Raw genomic sequence first — 25761 nt, 5'->3', positions numbered from 1 at the left:
GAGGCTTGTTCTGGTACTGATATACTGGAACACGATACAGATTAATGAACACGTTCAATACATGAACAGTCCAGGAGAATTTTAAATGGCTGCCCTTAATTCGAAAGTCAAAAAAGCCGTTATCCCGGTCGCGGGATTGGGAACCAGGATGCTGCCAGCGACCAAAGCTATCCCGAAAGAGATGCTGCCGCTGGTTGATAAGCCATTAATTCAGTACGTCGTGAACGAATGTATCGCTGCTGGCATTACTGAAATCGTGCTTGTTACGCACTCGTCTAAAAACTCTATTGAAAACCACTTTGATACCAGTTTTGAGCTGGAAGCGATGCTGGAAAAACGCGTTAAGCGTCAGCTTCTGGAGGAGGTTCAGTCTATTTGCCCTCCGCATGTCACTATTATGCAGGTACGTCAAGGGCTGGCAAAAGGCCTGGGCCATGCCGTATTGTGCGCGCATCCCGTTGTCGGAAACGAACCTGTCGCTGTTATTCTGCCAGACGTTATTCTTGACGAATATGAGTCCGACCTGTCTCAGGATAACCTGGCTGAAATGATCCGCCGTTTCGACGAAACCGGCAATAGCCAGATTATGGTTGAGCCAGTAGAAGATGTGACTGCATACGGCGTGGTCGATTGCAAAGGCGTTGAGCTGGCGCCGGGCGAAAGTGTGCCGATGGTTGGCGTGGTTGAAAAACCAAAAGCGGATGTCGCGCCGTCTAACCTTGCGATTGTCGGGCGTTATGTGTTGAGCGCGGATATCTGGGCGTTGCTGGCGAAAACCCCTCCGGGCGCCGGGGATGAAATTCAGTTGACCGATGCTATCGATATGCTGATCGAAAAAGAAACGGTTGAAGCCTACCACATGAAGGGTAAAAGCCATGACTGTGGTAATAAGTTAGGATATATGCAGGCATTCGTTGAATATGGCATCCGTCATAATTCGCTGGGTGCTGAATTTAAAGCCTGGCTTGAAGAAGAAATGGGTATTAAGAAGTAACGATACGTTATAAATTTTTTAACAGAAGCGCTGGTAAATCCGGCGCTTTTTTTATGCCTGGGGTCGTCAGCGGAGAACTCAGGCAAAAAAAATCCCGCCAGCGGCGGGATTTTAAGCATCCAGGAAGTAAATTATTCCTTGATCAGGAAATCTTCCAGTTGCTTACCTTGTTCTTCCATTGCTTTTTTGATTACAGCCGGTGTACGACCCTGGCCAGTCCAGGTTTTAGTTTCACCGTTTTCGTCAACATAGCTATATTTAGCCGGACGAGCTGCGCGTTTAGCTTTGGTACCGGATTTAGCGGCAGCCATGCTATTCAGCAGTTCATTCGGGTCAATGCCGTCGGCAATTAACATTTCACGATACTGTTGCAGTTTACGAGTGCGTTCTTCCACTTCAGCAGCAGCAGCGCTTTCTTCTTCACGACGCTCATTAACGACAACTTCTAATTTTTCCAGCATTTCTTCAAGCGTTTCCAGAGTACATTCTCTTGCCTGCGCACGAAGAGTACGGATGTTGTTCAGAATTTTAAGTGCTTCGCTCATTGTAGTAATCTCAAACTTATATTGGGGTGGTTTGTTGAGCTAATAATAGAGCGATAAATTCAGTTGTGCAATAGCCAGGAATGTAAGGAATTCAAAATTACGCTTTATTAAGCACACGTTTTAATTATCTCAACTTAAATTTTCCTTGAGGCGCCGCACAAAAAAGAGCTTATTGCCAGGGGGGATACTCACCGTCTGTCACTAAAAATTTAGGATTCAGGTCACATTTTATCATGATGAAATACGATCTCATTGCAGAGATATCAATCTCTTGTATTAGCTTTCCTTACAAGAAAACCCTATTACTTTGCATTGGGTATGAGTAACGGTAACAATAAGTACAAGGTTTTCATATTGGCGGGTGATGATAAGCATTGTTGATGAATTTTAACGGCATAATTTGTGAAGGAATGTGTATATACCCTTCATACTTCAAGTTGCTTATGTGTTGGCTACGCTCGCGCACCCCAGCCACATAGTTATCTATGCTCCTGGGGACTCACTCCCTTGCCGCCTTTAAGCAACTCGAATTATTTTGGGTATAGTGAGCGATGTTTGTACAATTCTTAATACTCACCGGAGCGCGAGCCGCGCCGTCGCATCGGTAAATTATGGTACAATCCCGCCAATCTTTATTTCACTCAGGTGAGGTCCTGCGACCAATGGCACAGCTATATTTCTACTATTCGGCAATGAATGCGGGTAAGTCGACTGCACTGCTGCAATCTTCATACAATTATCAGGAACGCGGGATGCGTACCGTCGTATATACGGCGGAAATCGACGATCGTTTCGGCGCAGGCAAAGTCAGCTCTCGTATCGGTTTGTCGTCGCCGGCAAAATTGTTTAACCAAAATACATCCTTGTTTGAAGAGATTCGTGCCGAGAGCGCGCGGCAGACAATACATTGCGTGTTAGTCGACGAAAGCCAGTTTTTGACTCGCCAGCAGGTTTATCAATTATCCGAGGTTGTCGACAAATTAGATATTCCAGTACTCTGCTATGGGCTACGAACAGACTTTCGTGGGGAGCTCTTTGTCGGCAGCCAATACTTGCTGGCATGGTCAGATAAGCTGGTGGAATTAAAAACTATCTGTTTCTGCGGTCGTAAAGCCAGTATGGTTTTGCGCCTTGATCAGGACGGCAGGCCTTATAACGAAGGCGAACAGGTGGTTATTGGCGGGAATGAACGCTACGTTTCAGTTTGCCGTAAGCATTATAAGGACGCGCTGGAGGAGGGCTCACTGACGGCGATTCAGGAGCGCCATCGGCACATATGATACCTGAGGTAAAGATCGGCTTATAAAACGCCCTGTAGCGCTTTGGAGGTCATTATTCAGGCCTCCTGACGAAGGGCGTGCCGTGAGCGCGTAGGCCAGATGGTAAGCATAGCGCCTTCAGGCATCAGATAAACAGGTAAAACAAAAAAACGGCCTCAATTGAGGCCGTTATTGTCATGCTAAAACAGATAACGAATTAAGCGGATTTTTTCGCTTTTTTCTCTGCTTTCGGTGCGGCAACGACGTCTTTCTTCGCTGCAACTTCACCTTCGGTGAAATCACGACCGTAGTAGGTATCCAGCAGAATCTGTTTCAGTTCGGAGATCAGCGGATAACGCGGGTTAGCGCCGGTGCACTGGTCATCGAAGGCATCTTCAGACAGTTTGTCAACGTGTGCCAGGAAGTCAGCTTCCTGCACGCCTGCTTCACGTATAGACTTAGGAATGCCCAGCTCAGCTTTAATGCTTTCCAGCCATGCCAGCAGTTTTTCAATCTTAGCGGCGGTACGGTCGCCCGGCGCGCTCAGGCCCAGGTGGTCAGCAATTTCAGCGTAACGACGGCGTGCCTGCGGACGATCGTACTGGCTGAAAGCGGTCTGCTTGGTCGGGTTGTCATTCGCGTTGTAGCGGATAACGTTACAAATCAGCAGGGCGTTCGCCAGACCGTGCGGAATGTGGAACTGAGAGCCCAGTTTGTGCGCCATGGAGTGACATACACCGAGGAAGGCGTTGGCAAACGCGATACCGGCGATAGTCGCTGCACTGTGAACACGTTCACGCGCAACCGGGTTTTTAGACCCTTCGTGGTAAGACGCCGGCAGGTTTTCTTTCAGCAGTTTCAGAGCCTGCAGAGCCTGACCGTCAGAGAACTCAGAAGCCAGTACGGAAACGTAAGCTTCCAGGGCGTGAGTTACCGCATCCAGACCACCGAACGCACACAGGGACTTCGGCATATCCATCACCAGGTTGGCATCGACAATCGCCATATCCGGGGTCAGGGCATAGTCAGCCAGCGGATATTTCTGACCGGTTGCATTGTCGGTCACAACCGCAAACGGTGTGACTTCAGAACCGGTACCGGAAGTGGTGGTGACGGCGATCATTTTCGCTTTCACGCCCATTTTCGGGAACTTGTAGATACGTTTACGGATGTCCATAAAGCGCAGCGCCAGTTCTTCGAAGTGAGTTTCCGGATGTTCGTACATGACCCACATGATTTTCGCGGCGTCCATCGGGGAACCGCCGCCCAGCGCGATGATCACGTCCGGTTTGAAGGAGTTAGCCAGCTCAGCGCCTTTGCGAACAACGGAAAGCGTCGGGTCTGCTTCAACTTCGAAGAAGACTTCGGTTTCAACGCCAGCCGCTTTCAGCACAGAGGTGATCTGGTCTGCATAGCCGTTGTTGAACAGGAAGCGGTCAGTCACGATGAGCGCACGTTTGTGGCCATCAGTAATCACTTCATCCAGCGCGATGGGCAGAGAGCCACGGCGGAAGTAGATAGATTTCGGAAGTTTGTGCCACAACATGTTTTCAGCTCGCTTAGCAACGGTTTTCTTGTTGATCAGGTGTTTCGGACCAACGTTTTCAGAGATGGAGTTACCACCCCAGGAACCACAACCCAACGTCAGGGAAGGTGCGAGTTTGAAGTTGTACAGGTCACCGATACCACCCTGAGAGGCCGGGGTGTTGATCAGGATACGCGCGGTTTTCATCATCTGACCGAAGTAAGCAACGCGTTCTGGCTGGTTATCCTGGTCAGTGTACAGGCAGGAGGTGTGACCGATACCGCCCATAGCGACCAGTTTTTCTGCTTTTTCTACCGCTTCTTCGAAATCTTTCGCACGGTACATCGCTAGAGTCGGAGACAGTTTTTCGTGTGCGAACGGTTCGCTTTCGTCAACGACCGTAACTTCACCGATCAGAATCTTGGTGGTTTCTGGTACGGAGAAGCCTGCCAGTTCAGCGATTTTGTAGGCTGGCTGACCGACGATAGCGGCGTTCAGAGCGCCATTTTTCAGAATAACGTTTTGAACCGCTTTCAGCTCCTGGCCCTGCAGCATGTAGCCGCCGTGGCTGGCGAAACGTTCGCGAACGGCATCATAGACGGAATCAACAACGACAACAGACTGTTCAGAAGCACAGATTACGCCGTTATCGAAGGTTTTAGACATCAGAACAGACGCCACAGCGCGTTTGATATCAGCGGTTTCATCAATGACAACCGGGGTGTTACCTGCGCCTACGCCGATTGCCGGTTTACCGGAGCTGTATGCAGCTTTAACCATGCCTGGACCGCCAGTGGCGAGGATCAGGTTAATATCCGGGTGGTGCATCAGCGCATTAGACAGTTCTACGGAAGGTTGATCGATCCAGCCAATCAGATCTTTCGGTGCGCCGGCAGCGATAGCCGCTTGCAGAACGATGTCTGCCGCTTTGTTAGTTGCTTCTTTAGCGCGCGGATGCGGAGAAAAGATGATGGCGTTACGGGTCTTCAGGCTAATCAGCGATTTGAAGATCGCAGTAGAGGTCGGGTTAGTGGTTGGAACGATACCGCAAATAATGCCGATAGGTTCAGCAATGGTGATGGTCCCGAAGGTGTCGTCTTCTGACAGCACGCCGCAGGTTTTTTCATCTTTATAGGCATTGTAAATATATTCAGAAGCGAAGTGGTTTTTAATCACTTTGTCTTCCACGATACCCATACCTGATTCGGCGACGGCCATTTTGGCCAGCGGAATGCGGGCATCAGCGGCTGCCAGAGCGGCGGCGCGGAAGATTTTGTCGACCTGTTCTTGAGTGAAACTGGCATATTCACGCTGGGCTTTTTTTACACGCTCTACGAGTGCGTTAAGTTCAGCGACATTAGTAACAGCCATAATGCTCTCCTGATAATGTTAAACTTTTTTAGTAAATCATCTGCGCGATACGTGAGTATAGACAGATCGACGATACTTTGTATAAATACCTGAAATTCAGGTGGTTACTTAACGTCCGTTTCGCTCTGATTTACTAAAAGAGCTTCTGCGTTAGTATCATTTAACTCTAACGCGTTACGTCCAGGTGGCGTAAGCAAGATTACTCACTTCTGAGTAGCGATTGTGTGATCTAAATCAAGATTACGCAAAGCTGACACCTTTCAGCAGGCCATTTTAGCCTTTTATGTAAATTGTTAAGAAATCGTTGTCATGAAGAGTAAGTGGATTAGCATAACGAGTACATATAAATAACAGCGATGAATGGATGAAATTAGGTGTAGATAAGAGGTGAACTATGCGAATAAAAGGCGTATCTTCTGCGCGTTTTGATCATTAACGAACATTGACTTCATCCGGCTAACGCTTCGGAGCTAACCGTGATTCAACCGCTTTTTGATTTTCCTGTTTACTTTAAGTTCTTTATCGGGCTCTTTGCGCTGGTTAACCCGGTGGGGATTATTCCCGTTTTCATCAGCATGACCAGCTACCAGACGGCCACGGCGCGTAATAAAACTAACCTCACCGCGAATCTGTCGGTCGCGATTATCTTGTGGAGTTCCTTATTCCTCGGCGATGGCATCCTGCAGCTGTTTGGTATTTCTATTGATTCGTTCAGAATTGCGGGCGGTATCCTGGTTGTCACCATTGCAATGTCGATGATCAGCGGGAAGCTGGGGGAAGATAAACAAAACAAGCAAGAAAAGTCAGAGACGGCCATACGCGAGAGCATTGGCGTTGTGCCGTTAGCGCTACCGTTAATGGCGGGGCCAGGGGCGATTAGCTCCACTATCGTCTGGGGGACGCGTTATCACAGCATCGCGCATTTGCTTGGTTTTTCAGTTGCCATTGCGCTTTTTGCGCTTTGCTGCTGGGGCGTGTTCCGTATGGCGCCGTGGCTGGTTCGTTTGCTGGGGCAAACCGGTATCAACGTTATTACCCGAATCATGGGGTTGTTGTTAATGGCGCTCGGCATCGAATTTATTGTCACAGGAATAAAAGGCATTTTCCCCGGCTTGCTCAACTAAACTCCCACCTGTTGATTTACAGGCGGCGCCCTAAGGGGGCCGCCTTGTGACATTCCCAGTGACATTCCCACGTAACACTTCTTACTTTGATAAGCATTCAGCGTTTAAATGATAAAAAATACTAATATAATCTAACGCTATTTATTTTTATTAATCAATCTATTATGAACATTACTGAGACCGTGAGAAGCGGTAGGTCTGTTATTTTATTCACACCATACTCTGGGGCTTGATGAAGGATTATTGAAATGTTATTAGTTGTTTCAGCTCCATCGTAGATGAATGTGCTAAATAATGAGCATTTGTTAAATTTGTGTGTGTTTTCTGGCGCAGGCATAACCTACGATGCGACAGAGAGATATTTTTCTTTCAACTTATTGATTATAAAGAATAAATCAAAGATTTTTAACATTCTTTAACCGTTTTTCTGGGCAGGCAATTTTCCATAAAAGAGAATTGGTTAACAAAATTGTAAAATGAATTGGCGGTTCAGAAACGCATTTGATACTTTTCGGCCAAACATTTTGCAGAAGATTTCACATTGTTGATAACTATTTTCATTTACATGGTTGTCAGAAATAACGTGCGACGTGGGCAGGTACGTCGTATACCGAATCGACGAAAGCGATCGAACGAATCGTCAGAATAAATAAAGTCGGTGATAGCAAAAGCAGTGACAGACCTGGCAGTACACCACCAGTGCTGTACAGGAGCCCTGACGGGATTAAACAGGCTGGTAAAAACCAGTAATTATAATGAGTGGAGTACAAACACAATGTCTAACATCACGAAAAAAAGTTTAATTGCAGTGGGAATACTCACTGCGTTCATCGCCGCCAGCGCCGCGACTGCGGCAGACGTGCCCGCCGGTGTTCAGTTAGCCGACAAGCAAACGTTGGTACGTAATAATGGATCAGAAGTGCAGTCTCTCGACCCGCATAAAATTGAAGGCGTGCCGGAATCGAACGTCAGCCGTGATCTCTTTGAAGGCTTATTAATTAGTGATGTCGAGGGGCATCCTTCACCGGGCGTCGCGGAAAAATGGGAAAATAAAGATTTTAAAGTCTGGACATTCCATCTACGTGAAAATGCGAAATGGTCAGATGGTACGCCCGTCACCGCCCATGATTTCGTTTATAGCTGGCAACGCCTGGCCGATCCTAATACGGCATCGCCGTACGCCAGCTATCTGCAATACGGTCATATCGTTAATATCGATGACATTATCGCCGGTAAAAAACCCGCCACCGATCTGGGGGTAAAAGCGCTTGATGATCACACCTTTAAAGTGACCTTAAGTGAGCCGGTGCCTTATTTCTACAAATTGTTGGTCCACCCTTCAGTGTCTCCTGTACCGAAATCAGCGGTCGAAAAATTTGGCGATAAATGGACGCAACCAGCCAATATTGTCACTAACGGCGCTTATAAGTTAAAAAATTGGGTGGTGAACGAACGTATCGTGCTGGAGCGTAACCCGCAATACTGGGATAACGACAAAACCGTCATCAATCAGGTAACTTATTTGCCTATCTCTTCGGAGGTGACGGATGTTAACCGCTACCGCAGCGGCGAGATCGATATGACTTATAACAATATGCCGATCGAATTATTCCAGAAACTGAAGAAAGAGATCCCGAATGAAGTCCGCGTAGACCCTTATTTGTGTACCTATTATTACGAAATTAATAATCAAAAAGCGCCGTTTAACGATGTCCGCGTGCGTACCGCGCTGAAACTGGCGTTAGATCGCGACATTATTGTTAATAAGGTTAAAAATCAGGGCGATTTACCCGCTTATAGCTACACGCCGCCGTATACCGATGGCGCAAAACTGGTAGAGCCTGAGTGGTTCAAATGGTCCCAGCAAAAGCGTAATGAAGAAGCGAAGAAATTGTTGGCTGAAGCCGGCTTTACGGCGGATAAGCCCTTAACATTCGACCTGCTGTATAACACCTCCGATCTGCATAAAAAACTGGCTATTGCCGTGGCGTCTATCTGGAAGAAAAATCTGGGCGTCAATGTGAATCTGGAGAATCAGGAATGGAAAACCTTCCTGGATACCCGTCATCAGGGCACCTTTGATGTCGCCAGAGCCGGGTGGTGCGCAGATTATAATGAACCGACCTCGTTCCTGAATACCATGTTGTCCGACAGTTCAAATAACACCGCGCATTATAAGAGCCCGGCGTTTGATAAGCTGATTGCCGACACGCTGAAAGTGGCGGACGATACGCAGCGCAGCGAACTCTACGCTAAAGCGGAGCAGCAGTTAGATAAAGACTCGGCTATTGTGCCGGTGTATTACTACGTTAACGCGCGCCTGGTGAAACCCTGGGTGGGCGGGTATACCGGTAAAGACCCGCTGGATAATATTTATGTGAAAAACTTATATATTATCAAACATTAATGGCAAGACATGGGACAACTGCGGTTGTCCCATGGTGTCTTTTTTCATCGCACTATAACTTTCCCTGGCGGATCTTTTGTCACGTCCGGGAAGTAAAGGCACAGGCCAGAAGGTACGGGCAATGTTGAAATTTATTTTACGCCGCTGTCTGGAAGCGATTCCGACGCTGTTTATTCTTATTACCATCTCTTTCTTTATGATGCGCCTCGCGCCGGGGAGTCCTTTTACCGGCGAGCGCGCATTGCCGCCGGAAGTGCTGGCCAATATTGAAGCAAAATATCATCTGAACGATCCCATCATGACGCAGTACTTCAGCTACCTGAAGCAGCTGGCGCATGGCGATTTTGGACCATCGTTTAAATATAAAGATTACACGGTCAACGATCTGGTTGCCGCCAGCTTCCCCGTTTCGGCGAAACTTGGCGCCGCCGCTTTTTTGCTGGCGGTCATTATTGGTGTCAGCGCTGGCGTGATTGCCGCGCTAAAGCAAAATACGCGATGGGATTATACGGTGATGGGATTTGCCATGACCGGCGTCGTTATCCCCAGTTTTGTGGTAGCGCCGCTACTGGTGATGGTCTTTGCAATAACCTTGCAATGGCTGCTTGGCGGCGGCTGGAACGGCGGGGCGTTAAAATTTATGATCCTGCCGATGGTCGCGCTTTCACTGGCCTATATTGCCAGCATCGCTCGTATTACGCGCGGCTCAATGATTGAAGTTCTGCATTCGAACTTTATTCGTACCGCGCGGGCAAAAGGATTACCGATGCGCAGAATCATCTTCCGCCATGCGTTAAAACCTGCGCTGCTGCCGGTTTTATCCTATATGGGGCCAGCCTTTGTCGGCATTATTACCGGCTCAATGGTGATTGAAACGATTTATGGCTTACCGGGCATTGGGCAGCTTTTCGTTAATGGCGCGCTCAACCGCGATTACTCGCTGGTGTTAAGTTTGACCATTTTAGTCGGGGCGCTGACCATATTGTTTAACGCCATTGTCGATGTGCTCTATGCCGTTATCGACCCGAAAATTCGCTATTGATACTGGAGCTCGCGATGATGTTAAGTAAGAAAAACAGCGAGACGCTGGAAAATTTCAGTGAAAAGCTGGAGGTGGAAGGTCGCAGCCTTTGGCAAGATGCCCGTCGGCGCTTTATGCATAACCGTGCGGCGGTGGCCAGTCTTATTGTCCTGTTTCTGATAGCCCTATTCGTGACAGTAGCGCCTATGCTGTCGCAATTTACCTATTTCGATACCGACTGGGGCATGATGTCCAGCGCGCCGGATATGGCGTCCGGCCACTATTTCGGCACTGACTCTTCCGGGCGCGATCTGTTGGTGCGCGTTGCCATCGGCGGGCGTATCTCATTGATGGTCGGGATTGCCGCCGCGCTGGTGGCGGTCATTGTCGGAACGCTGTATGGCTCGCTGTCCGGGTATCTGGGCGGCAAAATTGATTCTGTGATGATGCGTTTGTTGGAGATCCTCAACTCGTTCCCGTTTATGTTCTTTGTGATTTTGCTGGTGACGTTTTTTGGCAGAACATTCTGTTGATTTTCGTCGCCATCGGCATGGTCTCCTGGCTTGATATGGCGCGTATCGTGCGTGGCCAAACCCTAAGTCTTAAACGTAAAGAGTTCATCGAAGCCGCGCAGGTGGGTGGTGTGTCGACCGCCAGCATTGTGATCCGCCATATTGTGCCTAACGTCCTGGGCGTAGTGGTAGTGTATGCATCGTTGCTGGTGCCCAGCATGATTCTGTTTGAGTCTTTCCTCAGTTTCCTGGGGCTTGGGACGCAGGAACCGTTAAGCAGTTGGGGAGCGTTGTTGAGCGATGGCGCAAATTCAATGGAAGTCTTACCGTGGCTGCTGCTGTTTCCGGCTGGCTTTCTCGTGGTGACGTTATTCTGTTTTAACTTTATTGGCGATGGCCTGCGTGATGCCCTCGACCCAAAAGATCGTTAAGGAGTACAGCCATGAGCTTATCAGAAACCGCAACTCAGGCGCCGCAACCGGCGAATGTACTGCTGGAGGTAAACGATCTTCGTGTTACGTTCGCTACGCCTGATGGCGATGTGACGGCGGTCAACGATCTGAACTTTACGCTTCGCGCTGGAGAAACGTTAGGTATTGTTGGCGAGTCTGGATCGGGGAAATCGCAAACGGCGTTCGCATTAATGGGACTGCTGGCGACGAATGGTCGAATCGGCGGTTCCGCGACCTTTAACGGACGTGAAATTCTTAATCTACCTGAGCGCGAACTGAATACGCTGCGCGCAGAACAGATTTCGATGATTTTTCAGGACCCGATGACCTCGCTAAATCCTTATATGCGCGTTGGGGAGCAGTTAATGGAAGTCCTGATGCTGCATAAAGGAATGAGCAAAGCGGAAGCTTTTGAAGAGTCCGTCAGAATGCTGGATGCCGTAAAAATACCGGAAGCGCGCAAACGGATGAAAATGTACCCGCACGAATTTTCCGGCGGAATGCGTCAACGTGTGATGATTGCGATGGCGCTGTTGTGCAGGCCGAAACTGCTTATTGCCGATGAGCCTACCACCGCGCTTGATGTTACCGTGCAGGCGCAGATTATGACCTTGCTTAATGAGCTAAAGCGCGAATTTAATACCGCCATTATCATGATTACCCACGATCTGGGCGTGGTCGCGGGTATTTGCGATAAGGTCCTGGTAATGTATGCCGGGCGTACCATGGAATACGGTAAGGCGCGCGATGTCTTTTATCAGCCCGTTCATCCGTATTCGATAGGCTTGCTTAATGCGGTGCCGCGTCTGGATAGCGAGGGGGCGGAAATGCTGACGATTCCGGGCAATCCTCCCAATTTATTGCGTTTGCCTAAAGGTTGTCCGTTCCAGCCGCGTTGTCCTCATGCGATGGAGATCTGCAATAATGCGCCGCCACTTGAAGCGTTCAGTCCTGGTCGCTTGCGCGCCTGTTTTAAACCGGTGGAGGAACTGCTATGAATGCTGTGATTGAACAACGTAAAGTTCTCCTCGAAATCGCCGATCTAAAAGTACATTTTGATATCAAAGAAGGGAAGCAGTGGTTCTGGCAACCGCCGAAAACCCTGAAAGCGGTGGACGGCGTTACGCTACGCCTGTATGAAGGCGAAACGCTTGGCGTGGTGGGGGAATCCGGCTGCGGCAAGTCGACGTTTGCGCGCGCCATTATTGGTCTGGTGAAGGCGACAGACGGTAAAGTCGCCTGGCTGGGAAAAGATCTGTTGGGCATGAAAGCGGATGAGTGGCGCGAGGTGCGCAGCGACATCCAGATGATTTTCCAGGACCCGCTGGCGTCACTCAACCCGCGAATGACGATTGGCGAAATTATCGCTGAACCGCTGCGCACTTATCATCCTAAGCTTTCGCGCCAGGACGTGCGTGACCGCGTGAAAGCCATGATGCTGAAAGTGGGGCTGCTGCCGAATCTCATCAACCGTTATCCCCATGAGTTTTCCGGGGGGCAGTGCCAGCGCATCGGTATCGCCCGGGCGTTGATCCTGGAGCCTAAGCTCATTATTTGCAATGAGCCGGTGTCGGCGCTGGACGTTTCTATTCAGGCGCAGGTGGTGAATTTGCTCCAGCAGTTACAGCGAGAGATGGGGCTGTCGTTGATTTTTATTGCGCACGATCTGGCGGTCGTAAAGCACATATCCGATCGTGTCCTGGTGATGTATCTCGGTCATGCGGTAGAATTGGGCACCTATGATGAGGTGTACCATAATCCACTGCATCCTTATACCAAAGCGCTGATGTCGGCGGTACCGATTCCCGATCCCGATCTGGAGCGAAATAAGAAGATACAATTGCTGGAGGGCGAATTACCTTCGCCCATTAACCCGCCTTCCGGCTGCGTGTTCCGTACACGCTGTCCGCTAGCCGGGCCAGAATGCGCGCAAACGCGACCGGTGTTGGAAGGGAGTTTTCGCCATGCCGTTTCCTGCCTTAAAGTAGACCCGTTATAATCGCAAGGGCTGACAATTCGTCAGCCCTTCTTTTAGGTGAGGTTACCGTGTCACTTTCTTTGTCGTCGGTTCGCCGTCGTCTTTATCATAATCTGTTCGATTTGACTACGCGCTCAAGTCGCCGTTTTGAAGGGTTATGCGCGCTGTTTGCGCTGCTTAGCGTACTGGTCATTTTTGTTGAATCAGGCGTAGGAACGGAATATCACCTGACATTTGATGAATGGCATATTTTTGTCTGGCTGGAGCTGTGCGTTACCCTGATATTTACCGGTGAATACTTGCTCAGACTGTTTAGTTGGCCCGAACCGGCAAAATACGTTTTTAGTTTCTGGGGATTTATTGATCTGGTGACGATTTTGCCGCTGTACGTCATGTGGCTATGGCCGGAAATTAGCCTGAACTATATGTTTGCCTGGCGCGCTATGCGAGCGATTCGCGTGCTGCGTATTCTTAAACTGCTACGTTTTATGCCATCCCTGCGCGTATTCTGGAGCGCCATTATTAGCGCGCGTCATCAGCTTATTCTGTTCTATTCATTTATTGCGATCGTGATGATTATTTTCGGTGCCCTGATGTATCTTATTGAAGGACCGAAATATGGCTTCACGACGCTTAATGCCTCGGTGTATTGGGCGATAGTGACAGTCACAACCGTGGGGTACGGTGATATTACGCCGCATACGCCGCTGGGACGTATTGTCGCGTCGGTGCTTATTTTGATTGGTTATTCGGTGATTGCGATTCCTACAGGACTGATTACCACGCACATGAGCAGCGCGTTTCAAAAACGTCACTGGCAGCAAAAATGTCCGCAGTGCCAGCAAAGCCAGCATGAACATAGCGCGCAATATTGTAACCGATGCGGCAGTAAGCTACCGGATTAAACAGGCTTGCCGGAGGGCGCTATCAGACGCCATCCGGCCTGAACCGCTTATTCGCGCCAGAGAATATGGCACAGCTTGTGGTCCTTTTCCCGGCACAGCAGAACGCGGGCAAAAATGTCGTTAATTTCGCCGTCTTCGGTATCCGCCAGGCCAATCACCACCTCGGCAAAAAAGTCTGGATTCAGGTCAAAATCGACGTGCTCTTGCCAGTCTTCAGCGGGATCAAACAACTCCGCGCCGCCGCGCTCCTCGAATTGCAAATTGAACAGAATGATATCAGCCGGATCAAGATTATCCGCCGCCAGCTCAAGAAAAATATCGTAAGCCTGCTCAAGCGTTTCGTCTTCAGTCAGGCGATTGTTCAGATCCATTTCCATAGTGACTACCTGTTTACTCATGTTGGTCACGTTTTACAGCAATGGACTAAAGAAGTAAAACAATCGCTCGGTAATACGCTGCCATAACGGACGTTTTACCCACAAACGCGCATCTAACAGGCGGGAGCGCGAAATATAATCGTCCTGTACCGCAGCCAGATCGGCGCCGAAACCCGTATCATCAATGACCAGCGTAATCTCGAAATTAAGCCACAGGCTACGCATGTCGAGATTCACGGTACCGACCAGGCTCAGTTCGCCATCGACCAGCACGCTTTTGGTATGCAACAGCCCGCCTTCGAACTGATAGATTTTCACGCCCGCCGCCAGTAACTCGCTGAAAAAGGCGCGACTGGCCCAGCCGACGAGCAGTGAATCATTTTTACGGGGCAGGATAATACTGACATCCACGCCGCGCTGCGCAGCGGTACAAATGGCGTGCAGCAGATCGTCGCTGGGGACGAAATATGGCGTGGTCATAATTAAATATTCGCGCGCAGCATAGGTGGCGGTTAATAGTGCCTGGTGAATGAGATCTTCCGGAAAACCAGGACCGGAAGCAATGGTATGAATGGTATGCCCGCTGGCCTGCTCAAACGGCATAATATTCACGTCCGGCGGGGGAGGCAGAATGCGTTTACCCGTCTCGATTTCCCAATCGCAGGAGTAAACAATCCCCATTGCTGTCGCCACGGGACCCTCCATCCGCGCCATCAAATCGACCCATTGTCCAACGCCGGCATCCTGTTTGAAAAAACGCGGGTCCACCATATTCATACTGCCGGTATAGGCGATGTAATTGTCAATCATCACCATTTTACGGTGCTGGCGAAGATCCATACGGCGTAAAAAGACGCGCATCAGATTCACCTTCAGCGCCTCTACGACTTCAATGCCAGCGTTACGCATCATGGCCGCCCAGGGGCTGCGGAAGAAAGCGACGCTACCCGCGGAATCCAGCATAAGCCGGCAATGGATGCCGCGGCGGGCGGCGGCCATTAGCGATTCAGCGACCTGATCCGCCATGCCGCCTGGCTGCCAGATGTAAAACACCATTTCGATATTATGCCGCGCCAGTTGGATATCGCGAATAAGCGCCTGCATGACATCATCGGAGTCGGTAAGTAATTGCAACTGGTTGCCTTTGACGCCCGCAATCCCCTGACGTCGTTCGCACAGCTTAAACAAGGACGATGCGACGCTACTGTTTTCTTGCGCGAAAATGTGTTTGCAGGCTTTGAGGTCATTCAACCATTTGGCGGTAGACGGCCACATGGCGCGGGCACGCTCGGCGCGACGTTTGCCTAAATGCAATTCGCCCACGGACAAATAGGCGATGATCCCGACCAGCGGAAGGATATAGATGATTAACAACCAGGCCATTGCGGAGGGAACTGCGCGCCGTTTCATTAGAATACGTAATGTGACGCCGGCAATGAGAACCCAGTATCCCAAAATGACCAGCCAACTCACCACGGTGTAGAAGGTTGTCATAACTTTAAAAATCCTTTAGAAAGCGTGTTGTTAAGAGTTTACGCGTCAGGATTCACATGGCAAATAAAAACACGGGAAAAGCGCTGGTCTGCATCCGGCGAGGGGGTATAATGGCGCTTCTGTTACAGTGAGAGTCGTAAACATGAAGCGTAGTAGAACGGAAGTGGGGCGCTGGCGAATGCTACGTCAGGCGAGCCGCCGTAAAGCGCGTTGGCTTGAAGGGCAATCACGCCGTAATATGCGTATCCATACTATCAGGAAATGCATCTTTAATCGTCAGCGTAATTCATTACTCTTTGCGATTCACGGTGTGTGAGCCAGAAAGGGCACCGTATGCGGTGCCCAACAGGCCATCCTTTTCAAAAGATCTTCTTATACGGTTTGACCGAAACCTGCGCATAGACGCCCGCTGCGACGTAGGGATCCGCATCAGCCCAGGATTGCGCTGCTTCTAAAGATTCAAATTCAGCAATCACCGTTGACCCGGTAAATCCGGCTACCCCAGGATCGTTACTGTCCACTGCGGGCATCGGCCCGGCAGTTAATAATCGCCCTTCATCATGCAGAAGTTGCAGGCGCGCCAGATGCGCGGGCCGTACCGAGAGGCGTTTTTCAAGCGAGTTGGCATTATCCTGAGCGTAAATAACATACAGCACGGGTAGAGCTCCTTAATCGGTAAAAGTTGCTGATTACGTTATTGGAAAGGGCATTTAACTGCAATGTAAAGATACCGACTTTGTTAAACATGCACATTTTGTGTGGTGTTTTTGTGCAATATCATCTTTTAAATGCCGCTATCGGCAATGCCTTATTGAATATGATTGCTATTTGCATTTAAAATTCAGCTCTGGTTTTTCAACTGAAACGATTATGACTTCAATGACCCTTGATTTACCTCGTCGCTTTCCCTGGTCGACACTCCTTTCCGTAGGCATTCATGGTGCTGTAGTGGCAGGTTTGCTCTATACCTCGGTACATCAGGTTATTGAATTGCCTGCGCCAGCGCAGCCTATCACGGTGACAATGGTTTCACCCGCTGACCTGGAGCCGCCCCAGGCGGTTCAGCCGCCGCCGGAGCCGGTGGTTGAACCCGAACCGGAGCCAGAGCCGATCCCTGAACCGCCTAAAGAAGCGCCCGTGGTGATTGAGAAACCCAAACCTAAGCCAAAACCCAAGCCAAAACCGAAACCGGAACCGGTGAAAAAGGTTGAAGAGCAGCCGAAGCGCGAAGTCAAACCAGCCGCACCGCGTCCTGCCTCACCGTTTGAAAATAGCGCCCCGATGCGGCCAACAAGCGGCACCGCATCGGCGACCAGCAAGCCGGCGGTGAGCGTGCCCACTGGACCTCGAGCTCTGAGCCGTAACCAGCCGCAGTATCCGGCGCGAGCACAGGCGTTACGTATTGAAGGCCGCGTAAAGGTGAAGTTTGACGTGACCGCTGCTGGGCGAGTGGAAAATGTACAGATTCTATCCGCGCAGCCAGCCAATATGTTTGAGCGTGAAGTTAAGAATGCGATGCGAAAATGGCGCTATGAAGCAGGCAAGCCGGGTTCCGGGCTGGTGGTCAATATTATCTTCCGTCTGAACGGTGCGGCGCAGATTGAGTAATCTCTGGCGCCGCCAGTAGGAATATACCATCACCTGCTGGCGGCGTAAGCGGGTATACTTAACCCTGAACCGGGAGCGGGCGAGGTTTACCGTCCGGATCGACGGCAACATAAATAAACAGCGCCTCGGTGGCCTTGTAGCGCTGTCCAATCGGTTCTGACGCGACTTTTTTCACCCAGACTTCAATATTGATGCTAATAGACGTCGTACCGCGTTTAACGCAGCGCGCGTAGCAGCATACGACATCGCCAACCGCGACGGGGCGCAGAAATGTCATTCCTTCCACGCGTACGGTTACAACCCGACCGTGCGCGATCTCTTTGGCCAGTATCGCGCCGCCAATATCCATTTGCGACATCAGCCAGCCGCCAAAAATATCGCCGTTCGCATTGGTATCGGCAGGCATGGCCAATGTACGTAAAACCAGCTCGCCCTGAGGAGTATTATCCATTGTTGTCATTGTAAAACCGACTATCAGAAAAAATTACAGCCGCGATGCTACTATGAATATTGTGTGGAGAATAGTGGGAATAAAGGTACTGACGGGAAAGCGCAGGGCGTAAAGGCGGAGAAAATATCGCCAGGCGTTCGCAGTCTGGCGATGATAAGTCACGGGAGGGTTATGATTTATCTTCCTGTGGCAGATGCCGGTAGATATAGACGCCGCTCAGCAGGGTAAAAATGAGCGTCAGCGCCGTGAGTCCGAAGACCTTAAAGTTAACCCAGATATTTTGCGGCAACCAGAAGGCGATATAAATGTTAGCCAGACCGCACGCAATAAAAAACAGCGCCCACGCCAGGTTCAGCTTTGACCAGACCTGCTGCGGCAACGCCAGTTCTTTACCTAACATACGTTGGATTAACGGTTTTTTCATCACCCACTGGCTTATTAACAGCGCGCCGGCGAACAGCGCATAAATAACCGTCACCTTCCATTTAATAAATTCATCGTTATGGAAGAAGAGCGTCAGACCGCCGAAGACGGCAACCAGAACAAAGGTAATCAGCGCCATCTTCTCTATTTTCCGATAGCGCACCCAGCTATAAATCAGCACGATTGCCGTTGCGACAATCAGTGCGGAGGTCGCCGCATAGATGTCATAAAGTTTATAAAACGCAAAAAAGACAACCAGCGGTAAAAAATCCAGAAACTGCTTCATTCTTCGATTCCATCATCAACGAGCGTCGAATGCGCCGCGTAACGGCGCATTGCGGATTATTGGCGAATCAACATATACAGGCGGAATAAGTAGATAAGCAATACTGCGGAAATCAGATTGCTCAACGTATTCGCCAGTACAGCGCCTACATTTGGGGTCAGTACAGCGAAGCTGGGCGCGAACAGCAATAGCAATGTTTTAGCCAGTAACCAGCCTATCACCGCAGGCGCGACCAGTTTCATGTTAGCCCAGGCTAAACGCATACTGCTGCGCATTGCGGCAAACACGCCCATTTTCTCTTCAACCAACATCACTGGCGCAAGCGCCAGCACAATGGCCATAATAATCCCCGGAACGACAATCAGCATTATACCGATTTGCACTAACAGGGTAGTCAGAAAAATAAGAATAAACAGTTTAGGCAATGCAGGGGCGCTGGCGCCGATAGCGCGCAGCGCGCTAACCCGATGTCCCGCTGAAACTAACTGAATCATCAGGATGATACCGCCGGCCAGAATAGCGTTGCCGATAAGCCCGGAAAACGTCGAGGCGGCAGAGGCGCGCAACAGGATCTGTTGCTGCTCCGGCGTCATATTTTGTACCAGCTCAAACAGGCCAGCGCTGCCTGCCAGATGTTCTCCTTCACTGAGTTGCGCGATTTGCGCATCGCTGGGTGAAAAGGCATGACCTAAGACCACCGTGATAAATGCGCACAGCAACGAAACCAGCAAGATAGTAATAAATTGATTTCGGAAAAAATTTCCGGCGTCACGGTAAACGGACTTCGCCGTGATAGACATGCACTCTCCTTGAGTTTTGCAGGTGTTAATTTGCGGGCAATTGTACCCTGGATAACTCTACAGTGGCAGCATCAGCAGTTGTATGGAAAAGCATATCTTTGTAAAGCGGCGGTAATCCGTATCGCGCGCGGGCGCGATTACACGCCTCATTCACTTCGCCTCCTTCGCCCGATATCGAAAATTCGCGACAGGTTGAAGGGCGGTTTTCATAAATAGCGCAACTGACGTTTTCACCCGGCGTGCCAATTAGCGCTTTACAGTGCGGCTGTTTTTGGTTGGTACCGGCCATACAACGTAAAAAAGGGGTAACAGGCTCGGTTAATGACGCCGGAACGCGTCCGCTGGCATCGTCGCCTTCAGCCCAATAAAAGGAGACACGAAAATAGGCACAACAGGCACCGCATGTCATGCATGGGTTAAGAACGCTCATGATTCACCTGCAAAAAACTCACGTATCAATAGATTACAACGGAAATTAATCTGTCCCGCAGTGTTCGCGAATCTTACCGCCACGCGCCATTGCGGGACATTGATTACCTTAGCCAGCCTTTATCGCCAGGGCAACAGGAGCAGACAAATATTTGCATAGCGTGAATATGTCAAAATTGATCTGAATTCCTATAACCAGGATTTTCAATACAAGTTCTAAATTAATCTGGATCAATAAATGTTAAATTATAAGAACAAATGTGATCTGTGTTAGATCACTTATTACTTCATTGTGGGTATATTCATCACGCTTTTATAACCATAACGATGGAGCGGGTATGAAAAAATTTACAGTGGCGGCACTGGCGTTAACAACTCTTCTCTCAGGCAGCGCGTTCGCGCACGAAGCCGGAGAATTCTTTATGCGTGCAGGTCCGGCAACCGTCAGACCTACAGAAGGGGCGGGTGGTACGCTGGGGCATTTAAACGGGTTTGATGTGAGTAATAACACGCAACTCGGCCTGACATTCACTTACATGGCGACGGACAATATCGGGGTTGAATTGCTGGCGGCCACGCCGTTCCGCCATAAGGTGGGTACGGGCGCGACGGGTGATATCGCCACGGTCCACCTGTTACCGCCAACGTTAATGGCGCAGTGGTACTTCGGCGATTCCAGCAGCAAAGTGCGTCCTTATGTCGGCGTGGGGGTGAACTACACCACCTTCTTCGATAACGACTTTAACGATAATGGTAAAAAGACCGGGCTGTCCGATCTGAGCTTTAAGGATTCCTGGGGCGCGGCAGGGCAAGTTGGGGTAGATTACCTGATTAACCGCGACTGGTTAATTGGCGCCTCTGTCTGGTACATGGATATTGATACTACAGCCAATTATAAAATGGGCGGCGTGCAGCAGCATGACAGCGTGCGTCTGGACCCATGGGTATTTATGTTCTCGGCAGGCTATCGTTTCTAATCGCGTGATGTTGTGACGAAAAAAGACCCCGCCAGGCGGGGTCAAAAAAGGACATGACACACGGATTTTACTTGTCGGAACTCACTTGTCTTCTTTCGGTTCGCCGCAGCCTAGTTCTGCGCCAGTGAGAGGATCAACGGTGGGGTCCGATTTCGTTCTTTCTGCCATCGCTTTGAGCAGCGCCATCTGCTCGCGCGGCAATTTCACTGTCGCCAGGCCATCGCCGCCATCAACAGCAGGCATCGGTTCTGCGACATAGTTGAAGTTCTCATCGCTATTCCAGCTACCTCGCGGATCGTCGCCTTGCGATATGTTGTAGTACACGTCGGTATACTGTTCTACCGGCGGTAATTTACCCGGCGGGAAGTTGTTACGAATCGAATACAGCGCCTTTTCAAAAGAGAGCTGGTGCGCGACTTCACGGGTCATTAAGAAACTGAGCGTGTCTTTTACGCCAGGATCGTCGGTCAGGTTAATCAGGCGTTCATAAATAATCTTCGCTCGCGCCTCTGCCGCGATGTTTGAGCGTAGATCGGCTGTGACTTCGCCGATAGTATCAATATAAGCCGCGGTCCACGGTACGCCGCCGGAGTTTGTCAACGCAGGGCCGCCGCCATACAGCAGAGAGGTGATATGGCTGTCATTACCATTCTGCGTCAGCGAGCGATAAAGTTCCGCTTCGCTTTCGGTGCCTTCCGCCAGCTCGCCTTTAGCGCCTTTATTAAGCATTCCTACCAGTGAGCCGATAATTTCCAGATGACTCAGCTCCTCGGTGGCGATGTCCATTAACATCTCTCTACGACCGGCATCATCATCGCTTAAACCTTGCGTGAAGTAGCGGCAGGCGGCCGCCAGTTCGCCCTGCGGGCCGCCAAACTGTTCCAGCAGCAGGTTCGCTAATCCAGGATTAGGTTCGCTCACTCGCACAGTATATTGAAGTTGTTTTACGTGTCGAAACATATTGCCTCCTGCTTATTATTTATTTTTTGGCTTCAACGCCATCTGCTTCAGATCGCAGTAAAAATTGTTCCGTTGTCTGCGGAATATGTTTGATAAGCCAGTCAGCCATTTGCATTTCTTCTTTCAGAATGGCTTCAATCGTTGGAATTGAGGCAGTGTCGCCAGCTTTTTTTGCCGCCGCCAGCAGGGAGGTATAACAAGCAATTTCGAACTGCTCGAAAACATAACCGCTAATTGAGCCTTTGACAATTTCATCGGAAGGGAACATGCCACCGATAGATTGCCCCATTGCTGCCATTTTACTCATGGAGTCTTTCAACACCGAACGGGAAATGCCATTACGGTCCAACACTTCCTCGAGCATGGTAATTTGATGTTTGGTTTCACTAATATGTTGTTCAATTCTGGCTTTTATATCAGGATAATTTTCAATACGGCTGGCCATAGATTCAAGCATCGATTCTGCCTGTTTTTCCATGGCATGGGCGTCACGAAGCCAGTCATGATAATGTTCAGTATAATTCATTTTACATTCCTCAATGCGTGATAATCTGCTCCGATAATAAAATCGGAATCATGCAAGCTGATAATTAAAAATATTATTTCGATTTGCGTTCAGCACTTTTATTAACATTGCTGACTGCTAAATCGGTAAGTTTTAAATCAGTTTGTTTTTCCTCGTCGAGGGTTTCTTTGAGCAGTTTTAATGCTTTGCTATAGCCGAGCTGCTCGGCCAGGGTGGCTAGCGTGCCGTAGCTGGCGATTTCGTAATGCTCGACTTTTTGCGCCGCGGCGATAAGCGCTGCATCGCGTACTTCGTTTTTCTCCGTACTTTCGATGACTTCATTGGCTTCTTCAATCAGCCCTTCCATAGCGACGCATTTCATTCTTTTCAGTTTAATGCCAGATTCAGATTCGACGATCTGATCAATACGTTCAATCTGACCCTGGGTTTCTTCAAGATGAGATTGAAAGGCCTGGCTTAATTTTTCATTGGACGTGGCTCTGGCAAGTTTAGGAAGAGCCTTGGTTAATTGTTTTTCTGCACTATAGGTATCTGAAAGTAGATGGATAAAAAGGTCTTCAACGGTTTTGATATTCATAAATCTAATTCTCCTGGGCAAAATACTGCGAGCCAGAAGACTCGCAGATTGCTTGATAAAAGCATGTGTTATATTTACATTACAGTAAATCAGGAATTATCGGATTTACGTCCGCCGTGACTATTCTGACCACCTTTTTTACCGGCTTCAGAAGCTCGTTGCGGATCGTTTTTGAAATTCCCGCCGCTATGCTGACCGCCTTTGCGGCCCGCTTCAGATGCTTTTTCACGATTCTCGGCGAAATTTCCTGAACCACCACGATGTTCGGCCATATTATTTCTCCTGTCTCGTTGCTTGCTGAAAAAATCGGTTTTAACCGTGTCGACACCCTATTAAAATTAGTTGGTTAAACCGATTAGTCAAATTGACGGAAATAGTTGTGATTTACCGCGTAAATAATGCACAAAAAATGGTTTAGAGATAATATATTCTATATTTTCTTTTAGAATAAGCGATTTAACAGAAAATGCTTTGCATTGTTATTAATAACAAGAGTCACTATCTGCGGCCCTGGAAACGTTAATGCATTGTTTGTTGACATTTCTTTACATAAAGGCGGGGGAAATTGACGTGAAAACGCTAAATTTTTCGGCGTGATTAGGAGTTTTCTTAGCAAAAATTGACTTCAGACTTTTTGAAAGCTGGACGGGGAATAACACCAAAAAGATTGATGATGTACGCCTGAATCGTGATTCTGGTTTGGCGCCAACCTCTCATTAAGCCGCCAGCGTTATGCTGACGGCTTAACCCGTTATGCGCGGCTGGCGGCTTTCATCGCTGAGACAAAGGACCTGAGCTCCGCCAACATCTGTTCGGGAGACGCGAGGTTTTTCTCGATAATCTTGACAATGGCTGAGCCGGAGATAGCGCCAGCCGCCCCGGCACGCACGGCCGCAGACACCTGTTCCGGCGAGGAGATACCGAAGCCCTGTAACGCAGGCGCGGCGTGGTACTCTTTAAGCTTCTCAATGAGATGATGCAACGGCAATGCGCCACGGTTTTCCGCGCCGGTGACGCCCGAACGCGAAAGCAGGTAGGTATAACCGCGGCCGTAAGATGCGACCTGGCGCAGAAGATCGTCATCCGCATTTGGCGGGCAGATGAAGATCGGCGCGATATTATGCCGTAACGCCGCCTGGCGGAAGGGGGCCGATTCTTCAACCGGGACATCTGCGACCAGCACGGAATCTACGCCAACCTGTTCACAACGGGCATAGAACGCATCTATGCCGTTATTGAACACCAGATTCGCGTACATTAGCAGGCCAATCGGAATGGTCGGGTGTTTTTCACGAATCAGCGCCAGCATTTCAAAACACTGAGCTGGCGTGACGCCAGCGGCGAAGGCGCGTAAGTTCGCATTCTGGATGGTAGGGCCATCGGCCAGAGGATCGGAGAAGGGAACCCCCAGCTCCAGAGCGTCGGCGCCAGCGTCAATCAGTGTGTCAATAATTTTCAGTGACTGTTCAATGCCAGGGTCGCCCAGGGTCACGAAGGGGACAAAAGCGCCTTCCCGGCGATCGTTGAGTTGGGCAAATAAATTTTCGTAGCGTTCCATCAGATTTCCCCTCGCGCTTTCAGGATATCGTGTACGGTAAAGATGTCTTTATCTCCGCGGCCAGAGAGATTGACCACCAGCAGTTGCTCTTTTTCCGGCTGCTCGCGCATCATTTTCAGAGCGTGCGCCAACGCGTGGGAGGACTCCAGCGCCGGGATAATTCCCTCATGGCGGCACAACGTTTTGAAGGCTTCCAGCGCCTCATCATCGGTAATGGAGACATAATCCGCGCGTCCGATGCTGTTCAGGTACGCATGTTGCGGCCCAACGGACGGGAAATCGAGTCCGGCGGAAATGGAATAGGACTCTTCAATTTGCCCGTCTGCTGTTTGCATCATCGGCGCTTTCATCCCGAAATAGATGCCAACGCGACCATGTTTAAGCGGCGCACCATGCTCGCCGGTTTCAATACCGTGACCGCCAGGTTCAACGCCTATTAGCCCGACGCTGGTATCATTAATAAAATCCGCAAACATCCCGATAGCGTTTGAGCCGCCACCGACGCAAGCGATAACGGCATCTGGCAGACGGCCCTCTTTGTCGAGGATTTGCGCTTTCGTCTCTTCGCCAATCATGCGTTGGAACTCGCGAACGATGGTAGGATAGGGATGCGGTCCTGCCGCCGTGCCGAGCATATAGTGCGCGGTTTCGTAACTACCGGACCAGTCGCGCAGCGCCTCGTTACAGGCATCTTTTAGCGTAGCGGAGCCGCTATGAACCGGGATGACCTCAGCGCCCATCAGACGCATACGGAAGACGTTCGGCGACTGGCGCTCAACGTCTTTGGCACCCATATAGATACGGCATTTCAGACCCAGCAGGGCGCTGGCGAGCGCAGAGGCGACGCCGTGCTGACCGGCGCCGGTTTCAGCGATAATCTCGCTTTTACCCATCCGTTTGGCCAGCAGCGCCTGACCCAGTACCTGATTGGTTTTGTGTGCGCCGCCGTGCAGTAAATCTTCGCGCTTTAAATACAACGTGGTACGCGTACCGGCGGTAATGTTCTGGCATTTCGTCAGCGCGGTGGGGCGTCCCGCGTAGTTTTTTAGCAGATCGGCGAATTGCGCCTGAAATTCAGGATCTTTTTGCGCGCTGACGAAGGCCTCTTCAAGCTGGTTCAGCGCAGGCATCAGGATCTGCGGCACATACATGCCGCCGAATTCACCAAAGTAGGGGTTGAGAAGTGTTGTCATGTTTTTTCC

At 49.9% G+C, this 25761-nt stretch carries 26 protein-coding genes and 1 pseudogene; 12 read left to right on the top strand and 15 right to left on the bottom strand.

Going from position 1 to position 25761, the window contains the following annotated elements; genetic code table 11:
* Positions 1-85: 85 nt before the first annotated feature.
* Positions 86-994, top strand: coding sequence for a UTP--glucose-1-phosphate uridylyltransferase GalU (gene galU, locus AAYN39_RS06480; RefSeq protein ID WP_000729450.1), 909 nt, complete (start codon positions 86-88; stop codon positions 992-994).
* Between the two features lie 131 nt (positions 995-1125).
* On the opposite strand, the gene hns is transcribed toward galU, so the two are convergent.
* Positions 1126-1539: a histone-like nucleoid-structuring protein H-NS gene (hns, locus tag AAYN39_RS06475; RefSeq protein ID WP_001287383.1), complete on the bottom strand. Its 414-nt coding sequence runs from the start codon at positions 1537-1539 to the stop codon at positions 1126-1128.
* A 662-nt stretch (positions 1540-2201) separates the two neighbouring features.
* Between hns and tdk the strand changes: the two genes are divergently transcribed.
* Positions 2202-2819, top strand: a complete 618-nt coding sequence (gene tdk, locus AAYN39_RS06470; protein WP_000068097.1) for a thymidine kinase — start codon at positions 2202-2204, stop codon at positions 2817-2819.
* A 196-nt stretch (positions 2820-3015) separates the two neighbouring features.
* Here tdk and adhE read toward each other — a convergent pair whose 3' ends face one another.
* Positions 3016-5694 carry a bifunctional acetaldehyde-CoA/alcohol dehydrogenase gene (gene adhE / locus AAYN39_RS06465; RefSeq protein ID WP_000301680.1) on the bottom strand — a complete coding sequence of 893 codons (2679 nt, stop codon included), beginning with the start codon at positions 5692-5694 and terminating at the stop codon, positions 3016-3018.
* A 476-nt stretch (positions 5695-6170) separates the two neighbouring features.
* Between adhE and AAYN39_RS06460 the strand changes: the two genes are divergently transcribed.
* From AAYN39_RS06460 to AAYN39_RS06430, 7 genes and pseudogenes are all read left to right on the top strand, one after another.
* Complete coding sequence (locus tag AAYN39_RS06460; RefSeq protein ID WP_000615840.1) at positions 6171-6818, top strand: YchE family NAAT transporter; 648 nt, start codon at positions 6171-6173, stop codon at positions 6816-6818.
* Between the two features lie 775 nt (positions 6819-7593).
* The gene (gene oppA / locus AAYN39_RS06455) at positions 7594-9225 is read left to right on the top strand and encodes an oligopeptide ABC transporter substrate-binding protein OppA (protein WP_001682191.1); all 1632 of its coding nucleotides are present in this window, start codon (positions 7594-7596) and stop codon (positions 9223-9225) included.
* Positions 9226-9346: 121 nt separating this feature from the next.
* Positions 9347-10267: an oligopeptide ABC transporter permease OppB gene (gene oppB, locus AAYN39_RS06450; protein ID WP_000911094.1), complete on the top strand. Its 921-nt coding sequence runs from the start codon at positions 9347-9349 to the stop codon at positions 10265-10267.
* Positions 10268-10281: 14 nt separating this feature from the next.
* Positions 10282-11189: pseudogene (gene oppC / locus AAYN39_RS06445) on the top strand (oligopeptide ABC transporter permease OppC).
* An 11-nt stretch (positions 11190-11200) separates the two neighbouring features.
* Positions 11201-12208 (top strand): ABC transporter ATP-binding protein, encoded by a 1008-nt coding sequence (locus tag AAYN39_RS06440; RefSeq protein WP_000058853.1) that lies wholly within the window; start codon positions 11201-11203, stop codon positions 12206-12208.
* On the top strand, positions 12205-13209 hold the full coding sequence (oppF, locus tag AAYN39_RS06435) for a murein tripeptide/oligopeptide ABC transporter ATP-binding protein OppF (RefSeq protein WP_000994704.1): 1005 nt from the start codon (positions 12205-12207) through the stop codon (positions 13207-13209). Before AAYN39_RS06440 ends, oppF begins: the two co-directional genes overlap by 4 nt.
* Before the next feature lie 47 nt (positions 13210-13256).
* Positions 13257-14093 (top strand): ion transporter, encoded by an 837-nt coding sequence (locus AAYN39_RS06430; protein ID WP_000059078.1) that lies wholly within the window; start codon positions 13257-13259, stop codon positions 14091-14093.
* Positions 14094-14140: 47 nt separating this feature from the next.
* On the opposite strand, the gene AAYN39_RS06425 is transcribed toward AAYN39_RS06430, so the two are convergent.
* A complete protein-coding gene (locus tag AAYN39_RS06425; protein ID WP_000425070.1) occupies positions 14141-14470 on the bottom strand; it encodes an HI1450 family dsDNA-mimic protein in 330 nt (109 codons plus the stop codon).
* A 33-nt stretch (positions 14471-14503) separates the two neighbouring features.
* On the bottom strand, positions 14504-15964 hold the full coding sequence (gene cls, locus AAYN39_RS06420) for a cardiolipin synthase (protein ID WP_000206886.1): 1461 nt from the start codon (positions 15962-15964) through the stop codon (positions 14504-14506).
* Positions 15965-16106: 142 nt separating this feature from the next.
* On the opposite strand from cls, the gene AAYN39_RS06415 reads away from it, so the two are divergent.
* Complete coding sequence (locus AAYN39_RS06415; RefSeq protein ID WP_001531561.1) at positions 16107-16280, top strand: YciY family protein; 174 nt, start codon at positions 16107-16109, stop codon at positions 16278-16280.
* A gap of 43 nt (positions 16281-16323) precedes the next feature.
* On the opposite strand, the gene AAYN39_RS06410 is transcribed toward AAYN39_RS06415, so the two are convergent.
* The gene (locus AAYN39_RS06410) at positions 16324-16620 is read right to left on the bottom strand and encodes a YciI family protein (RefSeq protein WP_000967605.1); all 297 of its coding nucleotides are present in this window, start codon (positions 16618-16620) and stop codon (positions 16324-16326) included.
* A 223-nt stretch (positions 16621-16843) separates the two neighbouring features.
* Between AAYN39_RS06410 and tonB the strand changes: the two genes are divergently transcribed.
* Positions 16844-17572 carry a TonB system transport protein TonB gene (tonB, locus tag AAYN39_RS06405; protein WP_010989146.1) on the top strand — a complete coding sequence of 243 codons (729 nt, stop codon included), beginning with the start codon at positions 16844-16846 and terminating at the stop codon, positions 17570-17572.
* Positions 17573-17630: 58 nt separating this feature from the next.
* On the opposite strand, the gene yciA is transcribed toward tonB, so the two are convergent.
* The 4 genes from yciA to AAYN39_RS06385 all read right to left on the bottom strand — a co-directional run bounded on the left by yciA (position 17631) and on the right by AAYN39_RS06385 (position 19962).
* On the bottom strand, positions 17631-18032 hold the full coding sequence (gene yciA, locus AAYN39_RS06400) for an acyl-CoA thioester hydrolase YciA (RefSeq protein WP_000210317.1): 402 nt from the start codon (positions 18030-18032) through the stop codon (positions 17631-17633).
* Positions 18033-18192: 160 nt separating this feature from the next.
* The gene (locus AAYN39_RS06395) at positions 18193-18732 is read right to left on the bottom strand and encodes a septation protein A (protein WP_000808682.1); all 540 of its coding nucleotides are present in this window, start codon (positions 18730-18732) and stop codon (positions 18193-18195) included.
* 56 nt (positions 18733-18788) lie between these two features.
* Positions 18789-19532 carry a YciC family protein gene (locus tag AAYN39_RS06390; protein WP_000028506.1) on the bottom strand — a complete coding sequence of 248 codons (744 nt, stop codon included), beginning with the start codon at positions 19530-19532 and terminating at the stop codon, positions 18789-18791.
* Between the two features lie 25 nt (positions 19533-19557).
* Positions 19558-19962 carry a YkgJ family cysteine cluster protein gene (locus AAYN39_RS06385; protein ID WP_000114955.1) on the bottom strand — a complete coding sequence of 135 codons (405 nt, stop codon included), beginning with the start codon at positions 19960-19962 and terminating at the stop codon, positions 19558-19560.
* 337 nt (positions 19963-20299) lie between these two features.
* Here AAYN39_RS06385 and ompW point away from each other — a divergent pair, with 337 nt between their 5' ends.
* A complete protein-coding gene (ompW, locus tag AAYN39_RS06380) occupies positions 20300-20938 on the top strand; it encodes an outer membrane protein OmpW (RefSeq protein ID WP_000714798.1) in 639 nt (212 codons plus the stop codon).
* An 81-nt stretch (positions 20939-21019) separates the two neighbouring features.
* Here ompW and AAYN39_RS06375 read toward each other — a convergent pair whose 3' ends face one another.
* The 6 genes from AAYN39_RS06375 to trpB form a co-directional block, all read right to left on the bottom strand.
* Positions 21020-21898, bottom strand: a complete 879-nt coding sequence (locus AAYN39_RS06375; protein ID WP_000488351.1) for a manganese catalase family protein — start codon at positions 21896-21898, stop codon at positions 21020-21022.
* Between the two features lie 19 nt (positions 21899-21917).
* On the bottom strand, positions 21918-22424 hold the full coding sequence (locus tag AAYN39_RS06370) for a ferritin-like domain-containing protein (RefSeq protein WP_001109977.1): 507 nt from the start codon (positions 22422-22424) through the stop codon (positions 21918-21920).
* A 73-nt stretch (positions 22425-22497) separates the two neighbouring features.
* The gene (locus AAYN39_RS06365) at positions 22498-23001 is read right to left on the bottom strand and encodes a ferritin-like domain-containing protein (RefSeq protein WP_001022822.1); all 504 of its coding nucleotides are present in this window, start codon (positions 22999-23001) and stop codon (positions 22498-22500) included.
* Between the two features lie 89 nt (positions 23002-23090).
* Positions 23091-23273, bottom strand: coding sequence for a general stress protein (locus AAYN39_RS06360; protein WP_000807657.1), 183 nt, complete (start codon positions 23271-23273; stop codon positions 23091-23093).
* Positions 23274-23752: 479 nt separating this feature from the next.
* On the bottom strand, positions 23753-24559 hold the full coding sequence (gene trpA / locus AAYN39_RS06355) for a tryptophan synthase subunit alpha (RefSeq protein ID WP_000443029.1): 807 nt from the start codon (positions 24557-24559) through the stop codon (positions 23753-23755).
* Complete coding sequence (trpB, locus tag AAYN39_RS06350; RefSeq protein WP_000209485.1) at positions 24559-25752, bottom strand: tryptophan synthase subunit beta; 1194 nt, start codon at positions 25750-25752, stop codon at positions 24559-24561. Before trpB ends, trpA begins: the two co-directional genes overlap by 1 nt.
* Positions 25753-25761 lie beyond the last annotated feature (9 nt).

Origin of the sequence: Salmonella sp. K21076, from assembly GCF_039650795.1 — a bacterium.
Taxonomy (GTDB): Bacteria; Pseudomonadota; Gammaproteobacteria; order Enterobacterales; family Enterobacteriaceae; genus Salmonella; species Salmonella enterica.
This window is presented reverse-complemented; position numbering and strand designations above follow the sequence as displayed.